Source organism: Streptomyces tibetensis (genome assembly GCF_007655005.1).
Lineage (GTDB): Bacteria > Actinomycetota > Actinomycetes > Streptomycetales > Streptomycetaceae > Streptomyces > Streptomyces tibetensis.
The window spans coordinates 262,740-282,534 of the sequence record NZ_SZVW01000003.1 but is presented as its reverse complement, the minus strand read 5'-3'; the positions used below and the strand labels follow the sequence as shown (position 1 = coordinate 282,534).

General features: G+C 70.4%; 19 protein-coding genes and 1 pseudogene. 7 read left to right on the top strand and 13 right to left on the bottom strand.

From position 1 onward, the window contains the following. Window positions 1-167: 167 nt before the first annotated feature. The 6 genes from cbiE to FDO69_RS06145 all read right to left on the bottom strand — a co-directional run bounded on the left by cbiE (window position 168) and on the right by FDO69_RS06145 (window position 5,952). Window positions 168-1,388 carry a precorrin-6y C5,15-methyltransferase (decarboxylating) subunit CbiE gene (gene cbiE / locus FDO69_RS06170; protein ID WP_104778727.1) on the bottom strand — a complete coding sequence of 407 codons (1,221 nt, stop codon included), beginning with the start codon at window positions 1,386-1,388 and terminating at the stop codon, window positions 168-170. Between the two features lie 145 nt (window positions 1,389-1,533). Continuing rightward, complete coding sequence (locus FDO69_RS06165; protein WP_104778726.1) at window positions 1,534-2,166, bottom strand: GNAT family N-acetyltransferase; 633 nt, start codon at window positions 2,164-2,166, stop codon at window positions 1,534-1,536. 140 nt (window positions 2,167-2,306) lie between these two features. Continuing rightward, the gene (locus tag FDO69_RS06160; protein ID WP_104778725.1) at window positions 2,307-3,125 is read right to left on the bottom strand and encodes a MetQ/NlpA family ABC transporter substrate-binding protein; all 819 of its coding nucleotides are present in this window, start codon (window positions 3,123-3,125) and stop codon (window positions 2,307-2,309) included. A gap of 62 nt (window positions 3,126-3,187) precedes the next feature. Beyond that, window positions 3,188-3,895 carry a methionine ABC transporter permease gene (locus FDO69_RS06155; protein ID WP_104778724.1) on the bottom strand — a complete coding sequence of 236 codons (708 nt, stop codon included), beginning with the start codon at window positions 3,893-3,895 and terminating at the stop codon, window positions 3,188-3,190. Beyond that, window positions 3,892-4,926: a methionine ABC transporter ATP-binding protein gene (locus tag FDO69_RS06150; RefSeq protein WP_104778723.1), complete on the bottom strand. Its 1,035-nt coding sequence runs from the start codon at window positions 4,924-4,926 to the stop codon at window positions 3,892-3,894. Before FDO69_RS06150 ends, FDO69_RS06155 begins: the two co-directional genes overlap by 4 nt. A gap of 375 nt (window positions 4,927-5,301) precedes the next feature. Further along, window positions 5,302-5,952, bottom strand: a complete 651-nt coding sequence (locus tag FDO69_RS06145; RefSeq protein WP_104778722.1) for an HAD family hydrolase — start codon at window positions 5,950-5,952, stop codon at window positions 5,302-5,304. A gap of 69 nt (window positions 5,953-6,021) precedes the next feature. On the opposite strand from FDO69_RS06145, the gene FDO69_RS06140 reads away from it, so the two are divergent. Together FDO69_RS06140 and FDO69_RS06135 are read left to right on the top strand one after the other, a co-directional pair. After that, window positions 6,022-6,381: a hypothetical protein gene (locus tag FDO69_RS06140; protein ID WP_053668244.1), complete on the top strand. Its 360-nt coding sequence runs from the start codon at window positions 6,022-6,024 to the stop codon at window positions 6,379-6,381. Beyond that, window positions 6,362-6,790 carry a hypothetical protein gene (locus FDO69_RS06135; protein WP_104778721.1) on the top strand — a complete coding sequence of 143 codons (429 nt, stop codon included), beginning with the start codon at window positions 6,362-6,364 and terminating at the stop codon, window positions 6,788-6,790. The genes FDO69_RS06140 and FDO69_RS06135 overlap by 20 nt, the downstream gene beginning before the upstream one ends. A gap of 69 nt (window positions 6,791-6,859) precedes the next feature. Here FDO69_RS06135 and FDO69_RS06130 read toward each other — a convergent pair whose 3' ends face one another. From FDO69_RS06130 to FDO69_RS06120, 3 genes are all read right to left on the bottom strand, one after another. Continuing rightward, on the bottom strand, window positions 6,860-7,357 hold the full coding sequence (locus FDO69_RS06130) for a GNAT family N-acetyltransferase (RefSeq protein ID WP_104778720.1): 498 nt from the start codon (window positions 7,355-7,357) through the stop codon (window positions 6,860-6,862). Window positions 7,358-7,413: 56 nt separating this feature from the next. Continuing rightward, window positions 7,414-7,908 (bottom strand): RNA polymerase sigma factor, encoded by a 495-nt coding sequence (locus FDO69_RS06125; RefSeq protein WP_104778719.1) that lies wholly within the window; start codon window positions 7,906-7,908, stop codon window positions 7,414-7,416. A gap of 91 nt (window positions 7,909-7,999) precedes the next feature. Beyond that, window positions 8,000-9,169 carry a glycerophosphodiester phosphodiesterase gene (locus tag FDO69_RS06120; RefSeq protein ID WP_104778718.1) on the bottom strand — a complete coding sequence of 390 codons (1,170 nt, stop codon included), beginning with the start codon at window positions 9,167-9,169 and terminating at the stop codon, window positions 8,000-8,002. A gap of 386 nt (window positions 9,170-9,555) precedes the next feature. Here FDO69_RS06120 and FDO69_RS06115 point away from each other — a divergent pair, with 386 nt between their 5' ends. Next, window positions 9,556-10,230: a lysophospholipid acyltransferase family protein gene (locus tag FDO69_RS06115; protein ID WP_104778717.1), complete on the top strand. Its 675-nt coding sequence runs from the start codon at window positions 9,556-9,558 to the stop codon at window positions 10,228-10,230. A 246-nt stretch (window positions 10,231-10,476) separates the two neighbouring features. On the opposite strand, the gene FDO69_RS06110 is transcribed toward FDO69_RS06115, so the two are convergent. The 4 genes from FDO69_RS06110 to argH form a co-directional block, all read right to left on the bottom strand. Continuing rightward, window positions 10,477-12,012: an MFS transporter gene (locus FDO69_RS06110; RefSeq protein ID WP_104778716.1), complete on the bottom strand. Its 1,536-nt coding sequence runs from the start codon at window positions 12,010-12,012 to the stop codon at window positions 10,477-10,479. Next, window positions 12,009-12,560, bottom strand: coding sequence for a TetR/AcrR family transcriptional regulator (locus tag FDO69_RS06105; protein ID WP_104778715.1), 552 nt, complete (start codon window positions 12,558-12,560; stop codon window positions 12,009-12,011). Before FDO69_RS06105 ends, FDO69_RS06110 begins: the two co-directional genes overlap by 4 nt. Window positions 12,561-12,649: 89 nt before the next feature. Beyond that, the gene (locus FDO69_RS06100; RefSeq protein WP_104778714.1) at window positions 12,650-13,621 is read right to left on the bottom strand and encodes an aldo/keto reductase; all 972 of its coding nucleotides are present in this window, start codon (window positions 13,619-13,621) and stop codon (window positions 12,650-12,652) included. A 201-nt stretch (window positions 13,622-13,822) separates the two neighbouring features. Beyond that, entirely contained in the window at window positions 13,823-15,259 is a 1,437-nt protein-coding gene (gene argH / locus FDO69_RS06095) for an argininosuccinate lyase (protein ID WP_104778713.1), read from the bottom strand. Between the two features lie 224 nt (window positions 15,260-15,483). On the opposite strand from argH, the pseudogene FDO69_RS06090 reads away from it, so the two are divergent. The 4 genes and pseudogenes from FDO69_RS06090 to FDO69_RS06075 all read left to right on the top strand — a co-directional run. Then, window positions 15,484-16,374, top strand: a pseudogene (locus FDO69_RS06090) (hypothetical protein); the annotation flags it as partial. A 600-nt stretch (window positions 16,375-16,974) separates the two neighbouring features. Next, complete coding sequence (locus tag FDO69_RS06085) at window positions 16,975-17,562, top strand: pyridoxamine 5'-phosphate oxidase family protein (protein WP_104778711.1); 588 nt, start codon at window positions 16,975-16,977, stop codon at window positions 17,560-17,562. Window positions 17,563-17,565: 3 nt separating this feature from the next. Next, on the top strand, window positions 17,566-18,264 hold the full coding sequence (locus FDO69_RS06080; protein ID WP_104778710.1) for a L,D-transpeptidase family protein: 699 nt from the start codon (window positions 17,566-17,568) through the stop codon (window positions 18,262-18,264). Between the two features lie 127 nt (window positions 18,265-18,391). Further along, a complete protein-coding gene (locus FDO69_RS06075; RefSeq protein WP_167526531.1) occupies window positions 18,392-19,774 on the top strand; it encodes a ferredoxin reductase family protein in 1,383 nt (460 codons plus the stop codon). Window positions 19,775-19,795: the final 21 nt, after the last annotated feature.

Below are 19,795 nucleotides of genomic sequence, written 5' to 3'. Positions count from 1 at the left end.
GCGCGTCCTCCGGTTCTGCCGTACCACACACACCCCAAAACGGGCGGGTTTTCCGGACATTGACCGACGAAGCGCCGGGCGTCCTTGTGCGGTGCAGCGATCGGCCAGCCTACCGCGCGCAGTACGACAAACCGATCACGGGGACGGTCGTGGAGACGGTCGCGGGGTCAGGCGCCGCGCTTCGTCAGGACGCCGCTGAGCAGGAACGCGACGCTCCGCTCCTTCTCCGTCCAGGCTCTGGTGTCGAGTTCGACGGACTGGAGGAGTGCGCACTCGACGCCGTAGCCGTGCTCGGTCAGGTCGCGGCCGATCAGTTCGGCGGCGTCCCGGGTGGCGGCGTGCGTGACGATGCGCTGCGGGCGGCGGTCGGCGACCGCCGAGACGACGGCCGCTCCCCCGCCGCCGACGCGGACGACGTCCGGCTCGGGGAGGTTCTCCAGGACGTGCGGGGCGGTGCCGTGCACGATCTGGAGCTGGACGCCGAGGCGACGGGCGGCGGCGTCGGTGCGGGCGCAGGCGGTCCGGTCGCCGTCGACGGCGAGGACGGCGGCACCGGCCCGGGCGGCCTCGACCGCGAAGGCACCGCTGCCGCAGCCGATGTCCCACACGAGGTCACCGACGCGGGGCCCGAGGCGGGCGAGTTGGGAAGCGCGCAGCAGCTGGTTCTCACCCTCGCCGAGGTCCGTCCCGTAGGCGTCGGCGGGCAGGGTCCAGCCGCGCGGCCCGGCGGACGGGTCACGGCCGGAGATCCAGCCGCCGCTCTCCCCCGCCGTGTCCGGCCGGGCCGGGCCGCCGAGGACGATGACGACGTTGGGGTCACGCCAGGTGTGGTCGGCGGCCTTGTCGGAGGTGACGACGGAGACGCGTTCGCGGGCGGTGCCGAGTTCCTCACAGATGACGAAGGAGCGGTGGACTCCTTCGAGGAGCAGGCCGAGTTCGGCGGGCCCGGCACCGGGTGAGGTGAGGACCGCCACCTTGGTGTGCGCTCGGCATACGTTGATCGCCCGCCGCAGCGTGCGGGGGTGTGCGACGACCACCTGTGCGTCGTCCCAGGGCATCCCGGCGCGGGCGAAGGCGGCGGCGACGGAGGAGACGGCGGGGACGACCTCCACCTCGAGGCCGAACTCGGGGGCCCGCAGGGTGCGTACGACGCCGAAGAAGCCCGGGTCGCCGTCGGCGAGGACCACGGCCGTGCCGCGGTGGGCGGCGATGCGGCGGGCGGCGAGGGCGACACTGCCGAGGCGAATGCGCTCGGCACCGGCGGGTACTTCTGGGAGCGCCAGGTGGTGGGCGGCGCCGGCCACCAGCGTGGCGGCGCCCAGGGCGGCGCTCGCCGCGGCGGTCAGCGGTGAACCGTCCCAGCCGATCACCGTGACGCGGTCGGCCATCGTCGTCAGTCTCCAGGGGTTTTCGCAGGTCGTCTGCGTGGCGTGGTGGGGAGCAGCCCGGGGGCGGGCTCCGTGAGGGTACCCGGTGGAGATGTCGGAGGGGGTTTCGGTGTCGTCGTCGCCGGCGTCCTCCGGGTGCTTCCGGTCAGTTCCAGTCGCCGAAAGAGGTGAAGCCGTCGCGGAGCTGCTCGCCGACGCCCTCCAGGTCCTCGGGGAGCAGGCTCCAGACGATGAAGTCGGTGCGTACGTCGGTCCATGTGCCGTCCTCGGCACGGGCCCGGGCTATACAGGCGTTGCGCAGCACGCCCTCGCTGATACAGCCGATCTTCTGGGCGACCTGCTGGGAGGCGGTGTTGTCGGCCGCCGTACGCAGTTCGATGCGCTCGAACTTCTGGTCCCCGAAGAGCCACTGGGCGGTGGCCAGGGCGGCCTCGGAGGCGTAGCCCTCACCGCGTGCCCAGGGGGCGATGATGTACGACAGTTCGGCGGAGCGCACGTGCCAGTTGGTCCTGCCGAGCTGGATGACGCCGACCAGGCGCTGGGTGAGGAACTCGGTGATCGCGAAGTCGATTCCGTGTCCCTCGGTGCGCTGGGTGGGGGCGTACTCGGTGATCCAGGTGCGGGCGCCGCTTTCCGTGAAGGGCTGGGGGACGGAGGTCCAGGCCGCCACCTGTTCGTCGTTCATCATCGCGGCCAGGGAGGCGACGTCGTCTTCGTCAAGGGGACGCAGCACCAACCGCTCCGTGCTGATGGAGATGTTGGGGAAGGTGCTCGTCATGCGCCGCTCCGTAACCTTCGGTGAACCTTCAGGGCATGCTGAACTGCCCAGCATGCAGCATGAAAGCACTGATCCGCATCACGGGACCCTCCCCACCGGGTGGGGGAAGGGCCCCGTGTGCGCGGGTGCCGGGCGTGGGCTCAGAAGGAGGCGAGAACGGAGCCGGCGTACTTGTCCTGGATGAACTTCTTGACCTCGGGCGAGGTGAGGAGCTTCGCGAGCTTCTTCACGCGCGGGTCGTCCTCGTTGCCCTTCTTCACGGCGAGGAAGTTGCCGTAGGGGTTGTTCTTCGCGGACTCCAGGACGAGGGCGTCCTTGGACGGCTTGAGGTCGGACTCGATGGCGTAGTTGCCGTTGACCACCGCGGCGTCCACGTCGTCGAGGGAGCGCGGCGTCTGGGCCGCCTCCAGCTCCTTGAACTTGAGGTTCTTGGGGTTCTTGGCGATGTCGGAGGGGGTCGCCTCGTTGCCGACGCCCGCCTTGAGGGTGATGAGCCCGTTGGCGGCGAGGAGCTTGAGGGCGCGGGCCTCGTTGACCGTGTCGTTGGGGACGGCGACGGTCGCACCGCTCTTCAGGTCGTCGGCCTTCTTGACCTTGTGGGAGTAGAGGCCGAGCGGTTCCAGGTGGACCGTGACGACGGGCACGATGTCCGTGCCGTTCTTCTTGTTGTAGTCGTCGAGGTACGGCTTGTTCTGGAAGTAGTTGGCACCGACGGAGCCGTCCTGCGTCGCGGGGTTCTGGGTGGTGTAGTCCGTGAACTCCTTGACTTCCAGGTCGAGGCCCTCCTTCTTCGCCAGGTTGTCCTTGACGAAGTTCAGGATCTCGGCGTGTGGGACGGGACTGGCTGCGACGATCAGGGGTCCGTCGGTGTCCGAGCTGTCCGCGCCGCAGGCGCTGAGCCCGAGGGTGAGGGCTCCGGCGGCGAGAACGGCGGTGGTGATCTGGGCGGTGTTACGCACGAAAAGTGCCTTTCCTTATGACCTTCAGGGTGGTGCGGCCCCGTCGTGGGTGAACGGGGAGTTCAGGACGCGGCTTTGAGCAGCCGCAGTTTGGGGGCGGGGCCGGAGTGGGCGCCGCGGCGGTGCAGGGAGCGGGCCGCGTAGTCGCCGGCGAACTGGATGACCGAGATGACGACGGCGAGGATCGCCACGGTGATCCACATCAGCTGGGTCTCGAAGCGCTGGTAGCCGTAGCGGATGGCGATGTCGCCGAGGCCGCCGGCGCCGACGGTGCCCGCCATGGCCGAGTAGCCGATGAGGGCGACGATCGTGGTGGTGATGCTGGAGATCAGCGACGGCAGGGACTCGGGGACGAGGACCTTGCGGACGATGGTCCAGGTGCTGCCGCCCATGGCCTGCACGGCCTCGACGAGCCCGTGGTCCACCTCGCGGACGGCCGTCTCGACCAGACGCGCGAAGAACGGGATGGCGCCGACGGCGAGCGGCACGATGGCCGCCTCGACGCCGATGGTCGTCCCGGTGATCGAGCGGGTGAAGCCCATCAGCGCGACCATCAGGATGATGAACGGCAGGGAGCGGGCGATGTTCACGACCTGCCCGATGACCTTGTTGGCGGCGAGGTTCTGCAGCAGGCCGCCGCGGTCGGTGAGGACCAGCAGGATGCCGAGCGGCAACCCGCCGGCGACGGCGATGAGCGTGGACCAGCCGACCATGTAGAGCGTGTCCCAACACGCCTGCTCCAGCAGGGGCTGCATCTCGGACCAGGTCACTTGGCACCTTCCTTCACCGGTTCGGAGTCGTGGCCCAAAAGGTCGATCTGGAGGCCCTTCTCGCGCAGGAAGCCGATCGGCACGACGTTGTCCTCGTAGCGGCCGGGCAGTTCGATGCGCATCCGGCCGACCTGGAGGCCGCCGACGGTGTCGATGGCGGCGCCGAGGATCGATATGTCGATGTTGTAGGTGCGGGAGAGCTGCGAGATGACGGGCTGGGTGGCGCTCTCGCCCTGGAAGGTGACGTCGACGACGGTGCGGTCCTCACCGGAGGCCTCACCACCGAGCGGGAACAACGCCGAGGCGAGTTCCGAGCCGGGGGTCGCGAGGAGTTCACTGACGGTGCCGGACTCGACGATGCGCCCGTTCTCCATGAGGGCGGCCGAGTCACAGACCGACTTCACGACGTCCATCTCATGGGTGATGAGCAGGACGGTCAGGCCGAGCTGCCGGTTCAGGTCGCGCAGCAGCGCCAGGATGGAGCGGGTGGTCTCCGGGTCGAGGGCGCTGGTGGCCTCGTCGGACAGCAGTACCTTCGGGTCGCCGGCGAGGGCCCGGGCGATGCCGACGCGCTGCTTCTGGCCTCCGGAGAGCTGCGCCGGGTAGGACTTCGCCTTGTCGGCGAGACCGACCAGGTCGAGCAGCTCCAGCGCCTTGCGGGAGCGTTCCTGCCCGGACTTCCCGAGGATCTCCAGCGGCAGCTCGACGTTGTCCTGGACGGTCCGGGAGGACAACAGGTTGAAGTGCTGGAAGACCATGCCGATACGGCTGCGCGCCTGACGCAGTTCCTTCCCGGCGCGCGGGCCACGGCCGGCCAGGGCGGTCAGGTCCTGTCCGGCGACGGTCACGGTGCCGGCGGTGGGGCGCTCCAGCAGGTTGACGCAGCGGATGAGCGAGGACTTGCCGGCGCCGGACTGTCCGATGACGCCGTACACCTCGCCCTCGCGGACGTGCAGGTCGACGCCGTCCAGGGCGGTGACCTCACGGCCGCGCGCACGGTAGACCTTGGTCAGGCCCGAAGTGGTGATCACTGGGATTCCGTCACTGTCGAGTGCGCGGGCGTGGGTGTGCCCGGGCACAGGTGCATTCGGTCAGGGACGCGACACGGTTCTCGCTGGGATGTGGAACCGGGGAGAACATGTGCGCGGGGCGGCTTCGGGTCACGCGACGCTCAGGGCGTGCGGACAGGCCGCGTCTCGCTTCGGGGCGCGAGCTCAGGGGTGGTGCAGGGGCCCTCTAGAAGGCGCACATTCGACACATACAACGAGCACCGGGCGTCATGGTCGCCTCGGTCGCGGGGGTGCGGTCGCTCGTCGTGGTCATGTCGTCAGTAAAACATGCGTACGGTCATGACCGACCCCCCGCTGTCCGGATGCTGGACAGCGGTGGACGGGTTCCGGGGAGCGTCAGCCGCGCAGGGAGATCTCCACGCCCCGCTCGGTGACCAGCGCGGACAGTGCCGACAGATTCTCGACGACGAGATCGGCGTGGAGTTCGTGTGCCTGATGGGTTGTGGTCAATGCCACGGTGGTCATGCCCGCGGCGCGGCCGGCCGTCAGGCCCGCCGGGGCGTCCTCGAAGACGACGCAGTGCGCCGGATCGACGCCGAGCGCGCGGGCGGCGAGCAGGTACGGCTCGGGGTCGGGCTTGCCGCGGGTGATGTCGTCGGCGGCGACGAGTGTCTTGGGCAGGATGCCGACGGCGTCGAGCCGGGCCTCGGCGAGGCGCCGGGTGGCGGAGGTGACGACGGCCCAGCGCTCGGCGGGCAGCACGTCGAGGAAGGCCCGGGTGCCCGGCAGCAGGTGCACCCCGTCGTTGGGTACGTCCTCCACCTCCAGGTCCTCGATCCGCGCGACGGCGGCCGGCACGGCCTCGGCGGGCAGCAGGTCGGCGGCTATCTCGGCGGCCGGCCGGCCGTGCAGTTCGATGCGCGCGAACTCCTCGGCCGTGATCCCGTACTCTCCGGCCCACCGCGTCCAGCAGCGGTCCACCGAGGCGAGGGAGGAGACGAGGGTTCCGTCGTTGTCGAACAGCAGGGCCTGCGCGTGGATCGTCATGACCTCGACCCTACGGTGCAGGCCAGGGCCGGAAGCAGGGGGCCTTTTCGGCCGTAATAAGGTCGCTGCATGCTGAATGCCCTGACGCTGGTGACCGGCGTCGCCGCGCTGCTGCTCGCCGCCTGGTGCGGCTGGGCGGCCTATCGCGACCAGCCGACGAAGGACTGGCACTTCATCGGGATGGCCGTGGTCACGCTGCTGTCGCTGGTCCAGCTGGTCGTGGGGATCGTGCTGCTCGCGCAGGGCGAGAAGCCGGAGCAGGGCACGACGATCTTCGTGGCGTATCTGCTGGGGGCGTTCGCGTGTGTCCCGGCGGCGGGGTTCATGTCGCTGGCCGAGCGGACCCGGTGGGGTTCGGTGACGGTGGCCGCCGGCGGTGTGGTGCTGGCGGTGCTGGAGGTGCGTCTCTATGACATCTGGGGAGGCTGAGGTGAGCCGGCGCCGGTTGATCAGCGGGCCGGGCACGCTGCTGGTGTGGCTGTACGGCGTGATGGTCGTGGGGGCGGTGTCGCGGTCCGCGTTTCAGATCGCGACGGAGTTCGACCGGGCGCCGCTCGCCTACTCGCTGTCGGCCGTGGCCGGTGTCGTGTACGGGTTCATCACGTACTCGCTGGTGCGGGGTGGGGAGACGGCGCGGAAAGCCGCGCTGGCGTGCTGTGTCGCCGAGTTGGCGGGTGTGCTGACGGTGGGGACCTGGACGTTGGTCGAGCCCTCGGCGTTCCCTGACGCGACCGTGTGGTCGGACTTCGGGATGGGGTATCTCTTCATTCCCGTGATCTTGCCGGTGTCCGCCATTTACTGGTTGCGGAAGGGTGCGCCTCGCGAGGGTGCCGCCTGAGGTTCGTCAGGCGGCCGCGCGCCGGGTGTGGCTAGTCGCGCAGTTCCCCGCGCCCCTGAGGGGCGAGACTCAGGCCGTCGCCGCGTACGTACTCGCCGGCTTTTCCAGGACGATCATCGGGACGCCGTCCGCGCCCTGGGACGTGCCGACCGTTTCGTAGCCGACTTTGCGGTAGAGGCGGAGGTTGCCCTCGCTGCGGTGGCCGGTGTGGAGGCGGAAGCGGGTGGCTCCGCGGTCGCCGGCGAGGGCCGATTCGGCCGCCCTGAGGAGACGGGCGCCGATGCCGTGGCCCTGGAGACGGGGGTGGACGCAGAGCTTGCCGATCGCGGCGGCGCCGTCCTCGGTGACCGAGCCCCGGACCGAGCCGACGACCTCCTCGCCGAGCCGGGCCACGAAGACGCAGTCGCGGGTGACCTCATCGCGAACCGAGTCGAGGGTTTGGACGAGCGGGTCGATGCGGTAGTTCCCGTACAGCGCCGCCTCCGACTGGAAGCACAGGTACTGCAGTCTGAAGATCTGCTCCGCGTCCTGCTCGGTCGCCGCAGAGATGGTCACGCTCATGCCCATGTGCGCACGCCTCCCGCTCATCTGATCACCTGGTGTCCCCACTCCTATCCCCGTCCTCAGTGGGCCGCAACCTCCGGTGTCAGTAATCTCCTGAGACATCCCAGGCATCTGGAACGTTCCGGGCCAAGACTCCCCTGTGAGATACCCAACTCCCCTGCGATTTCCCGGTATGTCAGGTCCTCCGGCGAGAGCAGTGCCTCCATCAGCCGGGGGCAGCGGCCCGGGAGGCGGCGCACGGCCTCGCGCAGCGCCCGGCCACGGGCCGCGGTGAGGGCGAGCTGTTCGGGGTCGCGGTCCCCGTCGTCGACCGGTTCACCGGCGTACGGCCGTTCGAGGCGACTCGTACGGCGGGTTCGGCGCGCCTCGGAGCGGACGGCGCGACGGAGCCATTGCTCGGGGTCGAGCGGCGGCCCTTCGGTGTCGAGCCGCTCCAGCAGACGGAGCCAGACCGCCTGTTCCAGGTCACCCGGCTCGGTACCGGCGGAATATGCCTCGGCGGAGGCCTCGGCGGTGAGCAGCGGGCGCAGGGCGGCGACCAGGTCGTGCGTCATATGCGGAGCGACGCGGCCGCCCGGGCAGCGGGTTGCCCGGGCGGCCGAAGCTCACTCGACCGGGGGGTGTGAGCCCGGCCGTTGACGCGGCTCAGCCGGTGAAGTCCCCGCGGGCCAGCACACCCGTGTCGGGCTGGTCGGTGAAGACGCCGTCGATGCCCGTCGCGAAGTACGCCTTGTAGGCACCGAAGACGTCACCGTAGGCGTCCGGGTCCGTGCCCTCGCGGAAGTCGGCGGGCAGGAAGGGGTTCTCGTTGCGCATGGTGTACGGGTGCAGGATCAGACCCACCCGGTGCGCGTCGGAGACGAGCGTCGTCGGCCTGGTGAGCCTGCCCTGGGCGTCGCGCGGGACGACCAGGTCCAGGGTCGGGCCGATGCCCTGCGCGTAGGAGGCGATCTCCCTGAGGCCGGCCGGCTTGACCAGGTCGGCGACCGTGCGCGGGTCGCCGGTCTCGACGAAGTCCCAGGGGCGGGAGTCCGCCGAGGACAACAGGACGACCAGCGGGTTGTCGACGAGCTTGTGCAGGCGCTGGACGCTGGTCGGCTCGAAGGACTGGAGGATGACCGGGGAGGTGCGCCGGTCCTTGCGGTACTTGCCCAGCAGCTTGGCGACCCGCTCCTCAAGGGGCAGGCCCTGCTTGCGGAAGTAGGTGGGGTGCTTGAGCTCGGGGTAGATCCACACCTGCTTGCCGCGCTTGCGGGTCTGCTCGTCCTGCCACCTGAGGACCTCTTCGAAGGTGGGGATCTCCCAGCGGCCGTTGTAGAGCGTGTTGTGCGGGCGGTTGGCCGGGATGCGCTCGACCGCGCGCAGCGTCTTCAGCTCGGCGAGCGTGAAGTCCTCGGTGAACCAGCCGGTGATGGAGACGCCGTCGAGCAGCTTGGTCTTCTTGCGGTCGGCGAACTCGGGATGGTCGGCCACGTCCGTGGTACCGCCGATCTCCGGCTCGTGACGGCAGACCAGGTGCCCGTCCCTGGTCGGGACCAGGTCGCCCGCCTCGACGATGTCAGCACCCAGGTCGAGGGCCAGTTGGTACGAACCGAAGGTGTGCTCTGGCCGGTAGCCGCTGGCACCCCGGTGGCCGATGATCGTCGGCTTGGGCAGGCTCTTGACTCCGCCGTGTCCGCCACCGTGCCGGGCGCTGTCGGCGCGCGCGGTGCCGGCCATGCCGAGGACCGCTCCGCCGGCGCCGAGCACCGCTGCGCCGAGCAGGGCCCGCCGTCCGGTACCGCTCGTTTCTTCGTTCGACTCCCGCGTTCCCATGAGCGCCCTCTCTGCCGGTTCGGCTCGTCCGTCCGCGCCGATCGTAGGGGCGCGTACATGACCAGTGGGAGACCTCGGGCGGAACACGCGGGTGACCTCGGATGTCGTAGTGGCTGGTGAGGAGGATGAGTTGACGGTTCGTCGTGTCTGTTCGATTCGGCCCGGCCGTTCTGGGAACGCGTGCGGTGGGCTCCGGGGCGACGTGTGTCACAGCATGTCGGCCGCGTTTCGTACCGTCGGCGGGGTGCCACCGCAGGTAAACGCGCGTCAACAGTGCGTAAGGCCTCGGTGAAGTCGCCGTGCCCGATGTGCGCGATGGCCGGGGCCACGAGTATCGTCCTCACCTGCACAGACTCATACAGAACCCCTTGACACCGGAGGGCCCGTTGTCCCGCTTCGTGCTCATCAAGGCAGTGCTCGGCCCGATCATGCGCCTGATGTTCCGCCCACAGGTGGAGGGTGCGGAGCACATTCCCGGCGACGGTCCGGTCATCCTGGCCGGCAACCACCTGACGTTCATCGACTCGATGATCCTGCCGCTGGTCTGCGACCGTCAGGTCGTCTTCATCGGCAAGGACGAGTACGTCACCGGCAAGGGGCTCAAGGGCCGGCTGATGGCCTGGTTCTTCACCGGCGTCGGCATGATCCCGGTGGACCGGGACGGTGGCCGGGGCGGTGTCGCCGCGCTGATGACCGGGCGGCGCGTGCTGGAGCAGGGCCGCATGTTCGGCATCTACCCGGAGGGGACGCGGTCGCCCGACGGGCGGCTGTACCGGGGGCGGACGGGGATCGCCCGGCTGACGCTGATGACGGGTGCGCCGGTGGTGCCCTTCGCCATGATCGGCACGGACAAGCTGCAGCCGGGTGGGGCGGGGCTGCCCCGGCCCGGCAAGGTCACGGTGCGCTTCGGTGAGGCGATGGAGTTCTCCCGGTACGAGGGGATGGACCGGGATCGCTATGTGCTGCGGGCCGTGACCGACTCGGTGATGGCCGAGGTGATGCGGCTGTCCGGGCAGGAGTACGTGGACATGTACGCGAGCAAGGCGAAGGAAGCGGCGTAGGTTTTGCGGGCGCGGGCGCGGGCGAGCTCGGGCTGGTGGGGCTTGCGTGGGCGGCTGCGGGTCGTGGGGGCTTGTCGCGCAGTTCCCCGCGCCCCTTGGGACATGACCTTCAGGGCGTGGGTGTGTGGAACCCTGTACCCGCTTTGCGCAGTTCCCCGCGCCCCCGAGGGCATGACCTTCAGGGCGTGACCGTGTCGGACCCTGTGCCCGATTCGCGCAGTTCCCCGCGCCCCTGAGGCGTGGGGCTCATGCGTGTTCCGTTGTGCCGCCTTCCAGTTTCTGGCCCCGCAGCAGGAACCACGCCGCCACCGCCGCTGCCAGCAGGACCGCCGCGCCTGCGCCTGCTGCCAGGGCAAGGCCGTCGACGAAGGACGTGCGGGCCGCGTCCAGCATCGTGGCGGCGCTGTGGGCGGGCATGTGCGCCGCCGCCTCGACGGCGCCGCCCAGCGACTCGTGGGCCGCCGCCGGTGTGCCCGCGGGGCCGGTGAAGTCGCGGTAGACACCGGTCACGATGGAGCCCAGCGCGGCGATACCGAGCGCGGCACCGAGTTCGTACGCCGTCTCGGACACGGCGGACGCGGAGCCCGCGTGCTCCTTCGGCACGCTGGAGAGGATCACGTCGGCGGTCACGGTGAACGAGAAGCCGGCGCCGACGCCGACCACCAGCAGCGCGGTCCCGAGCAGCGGGTAGCCGGTGGATTGGTCGAGCACCGTGAGTGCGGCCAGAGCCATGCCTATCGCCGCGAGGCCGCCGGAGACCACGGCCCGCACCGAGAAGCGCCGGGCCACCCGTCCCGCTATCAGTCCGGCCACCACCGCTCCGATCGCCGCGGGCAGCTCGGCCAGCCCGGCCTCGAAGGGCCGCCTGCCCTGGACGAGTTGCAGGTACTGGGACAGGAAGAACACCAGCCCGGACAGACCGAGGATGGTCAGCAGATCGGCCAGCACCGCCCCGCTGAAGCCGCGGTGACGGAACAACCGCATGTCCAGCAGCGGCGTCGGCAGCCTGAGCTGACGGCGTACGAATCCGTACAGGGCGGCCGCGCCCAGCAGGCCCGCCGCCAGGGTGCTCCACCCGAAGCCGTGGGTGGCCGCCTCCTTGATCGCGTACACCACGCCGATCATGCCGACCAGCGACAGGACGACGCTGACCAGGTCCCAGGGGCCGGGGTTCGCGGTGCGCGACTCGGGCAGCAGCTTGATCCCGACGAGGACCAGGACGGCCATCACGGGCAGGTTGATCAGGAAGACCGAGCCCCACCAGAAGTGCTCCAGCAGGAACCCGCCGACGATCGGCCCGACCGCCGTACCGGCGGAGGCGGTGGCGCCCCAGACGCCGACGGCGAGGCTGCGTTCGCGCGGGTCGTGGAAGAGGTTGCGGATCAGGGCGAGGGTGGCCGGCATCAGGGTCGCTCCGGCGACGCCGAGCAGCGCCCGGGCGACGATCATCATCTCGGGTGTCGTGGCGTAGGCGTTGAACACGGATATCGCGCCGAACGCCGTCGCGCCGATCAGCAGGATCCGCTTGCGGCCGATCCGGTCGCCGAGGCTGCCCATGGAGACGAGCAGACCGGCGATGACGAACGAGTAGACGTCGCCGATCCACAGCAGCTGGGTGCCGGAGGGCTTGAGGTCCTCGCTGATGTAGGGGGTCGCGAGACCGAGGACGGTCGCGTCGACGGCCACCAGCAGCACGGCGAGCACGAGGACGCCGAGCGCGAGCCAGCGGCCCGGGCGCTCCACCGCCTCGGTGGTCTTCGCCGGCTGCAGGGTGCTGGTCATGATTCCTCTCTTCTGAGTGCGCCGCCGAGCAACAACTCGACGATCATGTGCTGGAAGTCCTTGGGGGCGCCCTTGCCGCTGTGCACCATCCAGGCGCCGGAGGCCATCAGGCCGTACAGCGCCTCGGTGAGCCAGGCGGGCGTGAGGTCGATGCGGAATTCACCGCCGAGCTGGCCGCGCCGGAACAGGGCGGAGATCCGGTCGTCGATCGTGGCCCAGCCGGCGTTCTGTTCCTCGCCCTCGAACAGCTGGTTCTCGGTGTAGAGGAACGCGAGCAGTCCGGCGGCGGGCTCGATGGCCCCGACCAGTCGGCGTACGGCGTCACTCGCCGGGCCCTCGTCGAGCCGGGCCTCGTCCAGAGCGGCTTCACACTCCGCGATGCCGAGCGCCTCCAGCGCCCGGACGAGGGCGTCACGTCCGGCGAAGTGCCGGTGCAGCGTGGCCCGGCTGATTCCGGCGGCCTTGGCGACCTCGTCCATGGTCGCGGTGGATTTGCGGGTCAGCAGGGCCGCGGCGGCGCGCAGCACGTGCTCAGGATCGACAGCCATGAGACAAGCTTAGACCATATGAGACATGGATGTCTCATTCGGGGAGTGCGTGACTCACGGCTGCCGTGTGGGTGCGGCTGACGGGGTGATCAGTGCCAGGGCAGCTGCGCGCGCCGCTCCCAGTACGCGTGGGGCTCCTCCACCAGCGCGCCGAGGCGGGCGAGCTGTTCGTCGTCGAGGTCGACGACCGCCGCGTGCAGATTCGAGGCGAGCTGGTTGGTGGTGGCAGCGCCGGACAGGACCACACCGGCCCAGGGCTGCCGCAGGATGACGGCCAGGGCGACAGCGTCGCAGCCCAGCCCGGTCCGCTCGGCGATCTCCCGCACGGCGTCCGGGGCGTGCGGCCCGGCGAGCCGGCCGTTGGCCATGCCCTCCTTGACGATCACGGTGAGTCCGGCGTCGTGCGCCTCGGCGAGGGCGGGGCCCGCGGAGGTCTCCAGCGCGTTGTACGTGGACTGCACGGTACGGAAGAGCGGCTCGCCGTCGACCGTCACGGCGAGGGCGGCGCGGACGGCGTCCGCCTGGGCGGGGCCGCTGGTGGAGAATCCGACGGTGAGGCCCTGCGCGGCGGCTTCCGCGAGCTTCGCGTGCAGTTCCTTGTCGGTCAGGGCCGGGCTGTCCGGGGTGACCGAGTGGATCTGATAGAGATCGAGCCGGTCTCCGAGTAGGGCGTCGCTCTCCGCGCGCTGCCGTTCGTAGGTGGCGAGGGTGTGGTCCTTGACCTCGTGCTGCTCGGCGTCGGTGGACCAGTCGGCGGTGTAGGTGTAGCCCCACTTGCTGCCCACGACGATGTCGTCGAGGCCGGGCCTGTCCTTCAGCCAGTCGGCGAGGAACTCCTCGGAGCGGCCGTAGGAGCGGGCCGCGTCGAAATAGCGGACGCCCTGGGCGTAGGCGGAGTCGAGGAGTTCGTGGGTGCGGTTGCGCAGCGTTTCGACGCTGCGGTCCTCTCCGAGGTCTTCGTCCCGGCCGAGGTTGATGTAGCCGGGGCGTCCCACGGCGGCGAGGCCCAGTCCGATGTGGCAGGTGGGGGTCGTTGCGGTCGCCAGTCGCGCGAAGGGCATCGCAAGCTCCGTTCGGTCGGGTCCGGTACGGCTTCCGACCAACGTACCCGCGATGACCTTCGGCGCTCGCGATCAGAGCTCGGTTCGAGCGGTGGTTCGGCGAGTGCGGGTTCGTCGTGGCTTGTCGCGCAGTTCCCCGCGCCCCCAGGGTCTGCTGCGAAAGCGGCGCCTGCCGTGCGACGACGCCGCTTTCGCAACAGCCTAGAGGGCGCTTCCCTTGGCCACCGCCCACTCGTGCTGGGCCGCCACGTCGGCCTTCACCTCTGCCAGCTGGACGGCGACCGCGCTCGGGGCCGTGCCGCCCCTGCCGTTGCGGGAGGCGAGGGCGCCGGGGACGTTCAGGACCGTCCGCACCTCGGGAGTGAGGTGGGCGGAGATCTTGGCGAACTGCTCGTCCGTCAGGGCGTCCAGTTCCTTGCCCTCGGACTCGGCGACCTTCACGCACTCGCCGGCGACCTCGTGGGCCACGCGGAACGGCACGCCCTGCTTGACCAGCCACTCGGCGATGTCCGTGGCGAGGGAGAAGCCGGCCGGGGCCAGTTCCTCCATGCGCTCGCGGTGGACGGTGAGGGTGGCCATCATGCCGGTGAAGGCCGGGAGCAGGACCTCCAGCTGGTCGATGGAGTCGAAGACCGGCTCCTTGTCCTCCTGGAGGTCGCGGTTGTACGCGAGCGGGAGGGCCTTGAGCGTGGCCATCAGGCCCGTGAGGTTGCCGATCAGACGGCCCGACTTGCCACGGGCCAGCTCCGCGATGTCCGGGTTCTTCTTCTGCGGCATGATCGACGAGCCCGTCGAGAACGCGTCGTGCAGGGTCACGAAGGAGAACTCCTTCGTGTTCCAGATGATGACCTCCTCGGCGATCCGGGAGAGGTTGACGCCGATCATCGCCGTGATGAAGGCGAACTCGGCGACGAAGTCCCGGGAGGCCGTGCCGTCGATGGAGTTGCCGGACGAGCCGTGCTCGAAGCCGAGGTCCTTGGCCACCGCCTCCGGGTCCAGCCCGAGGGAGGAGCCGGCCAGGGCGCCCGAGCCGTAGGGCGAGACCGCCGTGCGGGCGTCCCACTGGCGCAGCCGTTCCGCGTCACGGGAGAGGGACTGGACGTGGGCCAGGACGTGGTGGGCGAACAGGACGGGCTGGGCGTGCTGGAGGTGCGTGCGGCCGGGCATCGCCACGTCGGGGTGGGCCTCCGCGAGGCCGATCAGCGCGTCCTGGAGCTCGGCGATCAGGCCGCCGACGATCCGGGCGTGGTCCCGCAGGTACATACGGAAGAGGGTCGCGACCTGGTCGTTGCGAGAGCGGCCCGCGCGCAGCTTGCCGCCGAGGTCGGCGCCGAGGCGCTCCAGGAGGCCGCGCTCCAGGGCGGTGTGGACGTCCTCGTCGGCGATCGTGCCCACGAAGGAGCCGTCGGCGACGTCCGCCTCCAACTGGTCAAGACCGGCGATCATGCGGGTCAGCTCGTCCTCCGTGAGCAGGCCCGCCTTGTGCAGCACGCGCGCGTGGGCACGCGAACCGGCAATGTCGTACGGCGCGAGCCGCCAGTCGAAGTGGACGGACGCGGACAGCTTCGCCAGAGCCTCGGCGGGACCGTCGGCGAAACGGCCGCCCCAGAGCCGGACGTCACCGCTGTTGCTGCTCACCTGCGCGCTCCTCAAGGGGTGTGGTTGTGCCTCACCTTCATGCATGAGTATGCAGACCGCTGCATGATTCGTCAATTCAGCGGGGCCGACAGGCGGTTTCCGGTCACGCGAAAGGAATTTGAAGATCCCTTGAACGCGGGAAACCGCTTACCCGTACCTCTCGCCGAACGCAGGCGCCGCGTTACGACACCGACGACACTCCGACCCCCTAGTGAGGCATCCGCATGTCCAGGGCTCTTCCGAAGTACAACAAGCGTCGCGTCACGTTCATCGGCGGCGCCGCCGCGGTGGCTCTGTCCGGCACGGTCATCGCCGGCTTCGCCCTCGCCGGGGAGACGCCCGACAGCGGCGCCAAGAACGCCCGGACGCTGGCGGGTCCCGGCACCATCACGTGCCCGGACGTCCGCTCCAAGCTCCCGGCGGTCCCCGCCTCCGCCAAGGCCGAGGTCGACCGCAACCTCGCCCTGCTCAACACGCAGATCCAGGAAGCCAACAAGCGCCTGGTCGACACCGTGGGCCAGGGCGGCCCCAACTTCGTCCAGAACGCCATCCTCGGCCCCCTCAAGGACAAGCGCGTCTCGACCGTCAACCGCATCGCCACCGCCATCGGACGCACCGCCGCGAAGCCCCAGGGCCTGGACTCCCTGGCCGGCTGCACCCTGAACGGCGCGGGCACCAACGCGGGCACCAACGCGGGCGGCGGCGCGGCCGGCAAGCCGCAGGCGGGCGGCAACACCGGCAATGCAGGTAACGCCGGTAACGCGGGCAACGCAGGTAACGCCGGCAATGCAGGGAATGCCGGCAGCGCGGGCAATGCCGGCAAGGCCGCCGCCGGCACGATCACGTGCCCGGACGTCCGCTCCAAGCTCCCGGCGGTCCCCGCCTCCGCCAAGGCCGAGGTCGACCGCAACCTCGCCCTCCTCGACACCCAGATCCGGGAAGCCAACACCCGCCTGGTGAACACCGTCGGCCAGGGCGGCCCCAACTTCGTCCAGAACGCCATCCTCGGCCCCCTCAAGGACAAGCGCGTCTCGACCGTCAACCGCATCGCCACCGCCATCGGACGCACCGCCGCGAAGCCCCAGGGCCTGGACTCCCTGGCCGGCTGCACCCTGAACGGCGCGGGCACCAACGCGGGCACCAACGCGGGCGGCGGCGCGGCCGGCAAGCCGCAGGCGGGCGGCAACACCGGCAATGCAGGTAACGCCGGTAACGCGGGCAACGCAGGTAACGCCGGCAATGCAGGGAATGCCGGCAGCGCGGGCAATGCCGGCAAGGCCGCCGCCGGCACGATCACGTGCCCGGACGTCCGCTCCAAGCTCCCGGCGGTCCCCGCCTCCGCCAAGGCCGAGGTCGACCGCAACCTCGCCCTCCTCGACACCCAGATCCGGGAAGCCAACACCCGCCTGGTGAACACCGTCGGCCAGGGCGGCCCCAACTTCGTCCAGAACGCCATCCTCGGCCCCCTCAAGGACAAGCGCGTCTCGACCGTCAACCGCATCGCCACCGCCATCGGACGCACCGCCGCGAAGCCCCAGGGCCTGGACTCCCTGGCCGCCTGCACGCTCAACAAGTGAGCTGACAGGCGCTGTGGCCGCCCCGTGGGAGCGCCGGCCGGGGCGGCCACGGCAGACGTCCGCGCGGGGTCCGGCAGAGGTGACCGGACCCCGCAATTCCTTAGACGGTCGAAAGATCTGCGGCCATAATCGTTCGACATGGGAAAGACACACGAGCGCATAGACGGCCGGCTCCGCACCTTCATCGAGGCACAGCCGGTCTTCTTCACCGCCACCGCGCCCCTGGCCGCCGACGGCACCGTCAACCTCTCCCCCAAGGGCCTCACGGGCTCCTTCGCGGTGCTCGACGAGCTCACGGTGGCCTACCTCGACTTCGCCGGTTCCAACGCCGAGACCATCGCCCATCTGCGGGAGAACGGGCGGATCACCCTGATGTGGTGCGCCTTCCAGGGCCCGCCGAACATCGTCCGCGTGCACGGCAGGGGCGAGCCGGTCTTCCGTGACGATCCCCGCTTCGGGGAACTGCTCGCGCACTTCCCGGACATCGACCCGGCTCAGCACGGCCTGCGCGCGATCATCGTCGTCACCGCCGAACTCGTCCGCGACACGTGCGGTTACGGGGTCCCGTTCATGGCGTACGAGGAGGACCGGGACCTGCACGGCAAGCGGTTCGCCCGGGAGGACGACGCCTCGCTCAGCGCGTACTTCAGCAAGAAGGAGCACATCGCCACCAGCCTGGACGGACTACCCGGGCTGCCGTTGCCGCTGCCGCCCTCTACCGTCTGAGGCATGCGCCCCGGTGCCGTCGCCCTCGCCGTCTCCTCCCTGATCGTGCTCGGCGCCGGTCCGGGCGCCCCCTCGCCACCACTGCCGGCCCGGATGGCCCACACCGGCGGCGGCACCCAGCTGATCACCGCGGTGGCCCCGAAGCGGGCCTCGACGACGGGCACGGTCACCTGGTGGGACCGCGAGGACGGGCGCTGGGTGAAGAGGGGCTCCGCACCCGCCCGTTTCGGAGCGAACGGACTCGCCGCGGGCGCCACCCGCAAGCAGGGCACGAACACCACGCCCACCGGCCTCTACGACCTGCCGTACGCCTTCGGCATCAAGGCCGCGCCGCGCGGGACGGCGTACGCCTACCGCCGGGTGCACCGGGATTCCTGGTGGTGCCAGGACAACGACTCCCGGTCCTACAACCGCTGGAGCGAGCCGCGTGCGGCCGACTGCCGGGCCGCCGAGTCCGAGCACCTGATCACCTACGCCGCGCAGTACGCGCACGCGCTCGTCATCGGCTTCAACTACGAGCGGCCCGTGCGGGGGCGCGGTGCGGGCATCTTCCTCCATGTCCACGGGCGGGGGGCGACGGCCGGTTGTGTCTCCGTGTCCGAGAAGGCGATGCGGCGGATCCTCGGGTGGGCCGACCCCGCGCGGCGGCCGCACATCGCCGTGGGCACGCAGAGCGGGAGCACGGCCGTCACCCGCCTGTGAACGGTGCGGGGCCGGGTGAGCGTGACCAGCGGTCACGCCCGTCCGCACGCGACTCGGTGCACGACTGAACACTCCCGTGTCGCGGTCCGTATCTGTGGGCCAAGGGTCAAGTCCCCACGGAGGAACCGTGACCACCACGCTCGCAGGCGGACGTGCCGCCCGCCGCCAGACGATGCGCCGCATCCGCCCGCGCCGCTCCCCCGCCGTTCCGCTGCTGATCGCCCTGTGGGCCGGTGCGGCGGCCGTGCTGTGGCTGTGGTGGGACAACACACCGTCCCTCGCCGACGACACGAGCAAGATCCTGGCCGCGGGCCGGATCACCGGTCTGCTCGCCGGTTACCTCATGGCGCTGGTGGTGCTCCAGATGGCCCGGGTGCCCGCGCTGGAGCGCCGGGTGGGCACCGACCGGGTGGCGCGCTGGCACGCCATGACCGGCCGTTACACGCTCTGTCTGGTGCTGGCCCACGTCTTCCTCACCATGTGGGGCTACGCGCTCCAGGCGGGCAAGGGACTCGGCGACATCGTCCAGCAGACGACGGACTCCATCAACCAGCTGCCGGACATGGGCAAGGCCGCCATCGGCACGGGCCTGCTGTTCCTCATCGGGATCCTGTCGATCGGCGGGGTGCGCCGCCTGATCGGCTACGACACCTGGTACCACGTGCACCTGCTCACGTACGCCTCGGTGTACATGACGTTCTGGCACCAGATCACGACCGGCAACGAGTTCGCCGTCGAGCCGGCCGCGAAGACGTTCTGGTACGGGCTGTACGGCGTGGTGACCGCGCTGGTCGTCTGGTACCGCATCCTCACCCCGATCCGGCTGAACCTGCGGCACCGCATGCGCGTCGCGGCGGTCATCGAGGAGACCCCGGGGATCGTGTCCGTGCTGATCAGCGGGCGCAAGCTGCACCGGATGGGCGCGGAGGCCGGGCACTTCTTCCGCTGGCGGTTCAAGGCGCCGGGCATGCGCTTCAGTTCGCACCCGTACTCGCTGTCGGCGGCGCCCCGCCCGGACATGCTGCGCATCACGGTGAAGGCGATCGGTGACCACACCTCCCGGCTGCGGGATCTCGAGCCCGGCACCAAGGTGTGGGCCGAGGGCCCGTACGGCGCGATGACCGCGCAGCGCCGCAGCCGCGGCAAGGTGCTGCTCGTCGCGGGAGGTGTCGGCATCACACCGATGCGGGCGCTGTTCGAGACGCTGCCGGGCGCGTCCGGCGACATCACCCTCCTCTACCGGGCCAACACCACTCAGGACCTGGCGCTGTGGGGCGAGCTCGCCAAGATCGCCGACGAGCGCGGTGCCCGGCTGATGTACGCGGTCAACAGCCCGGAGGGGGAACGCCCGGACATCTCCGCGGAGTCACTCCAGCGGAAGATCCCGGACATCGACGACCACGACGTCTTCATGTGCGGGCCGCCCGGCTTCGCGCAGTCGGTCTACGAGGCACTGCGCGGAGCGGGAGTACCCGCCCGCCGCATCCATCACGAGTCGTTCGAGATGTGAGCGACGGGACACCAACGGCCC

Excerpts from the sequence above, each read along its gene's own strand:
- FDO69_RS06105 (WP_104778715.1), bottom strand. The coding sequence starts at position 12,560 with ATGGCTGTCGATCCTGAGCACGTGCTGCGCGCCGCCGCGGCCCTGCTG.
- FDO69_RS06085 (WP_104778711.1), top strand. The coding sequence starts at position 16,975 with ATGGGAAAGACACACGAGCGCATAGACGGCCGGCTCCGCACCTTCATC.
- FDO69_RS06125 (WP_104778719.1), bottom strand. The coding sequence starts at position 7,908 with ATGACGCACGACCTGGTCGCCGCCCTGCGCCCGCTGCTCACCGCCGAG.
- FDO69_RS06145 (WP_104778722.1), bottom strand. The coding sequence starts at position 5,952 with ATGACGATCCACGCGCAGGCCCTGCTGTTCGACAACGACGGAACCCTC.
- FDO69_RS06120 (WP_104778718.1), bottom strand. The coding sequence starts at position 9,169 with ATGGGAACGCGGGAGTCGAACGAAGAAACGAGCGGTACCGGACGGCGG.
- FDO69_RS06140 (WP_053668244.1), top strand. The coding sequence starts at position 6,022 with ATGCTGAATGCCCTGACGCTGGTGACCGGCGTCGCCGCGCTGCTGCTC.
- FDO69_RS06080 (WP_104778710.1), top strand. The coding sequence starts at position 17,566 with ATGCGCCCCGGTGCCGTCGCCCTCGCCGTCTCCTCCCTGATCGTGCTC.
- FDO69_RS06165 (WP_104778726.1), bottom strand. The coding sequence starts at position 2,166 with ATGACGAGCACCTTCCCCAACATCTCCATCAGCACGGAGCGGTTGGTG.
- cbiE (WP_104778727.1), bottom strand. The coding sequence starts at position 1,388 with ATGGCCGACCGCGTCACGGTGATCGGCTGGGACGGTTCACCGCTGACC.
- FDO69_RS06135 (WP_104778721.1), top strand. The coding sequence starts at position 6,362 with ATGACATCTGGGGAGGCTGAGGTGAGCCGGCGCCGGTTGATCAGCGGG.
- FDO69_RS06100 (WP_104778714.1), bottom strand. The coding sequence starts at position 13,621 with ATGCCCTTCGCGCGACTGGCGACCGCAACGACCCCCACCTGCCACATC.
- FDO69_RS06110 (WP_104778716.1), bottom strand. The coding sequence starts at position 12,012 with ATGACCAGCACCCTGCAGCCGGCGAAGACCACCGAGGCGGTGGAGCGC.
- FDO69_RS06130 (WP_104778720.1), bottom strand. The coding sequence starts at position 7,357 with ATGGGCATGAGCGTGACCATCTCTGCGGCGACCGAGCAGGACGCGGAG.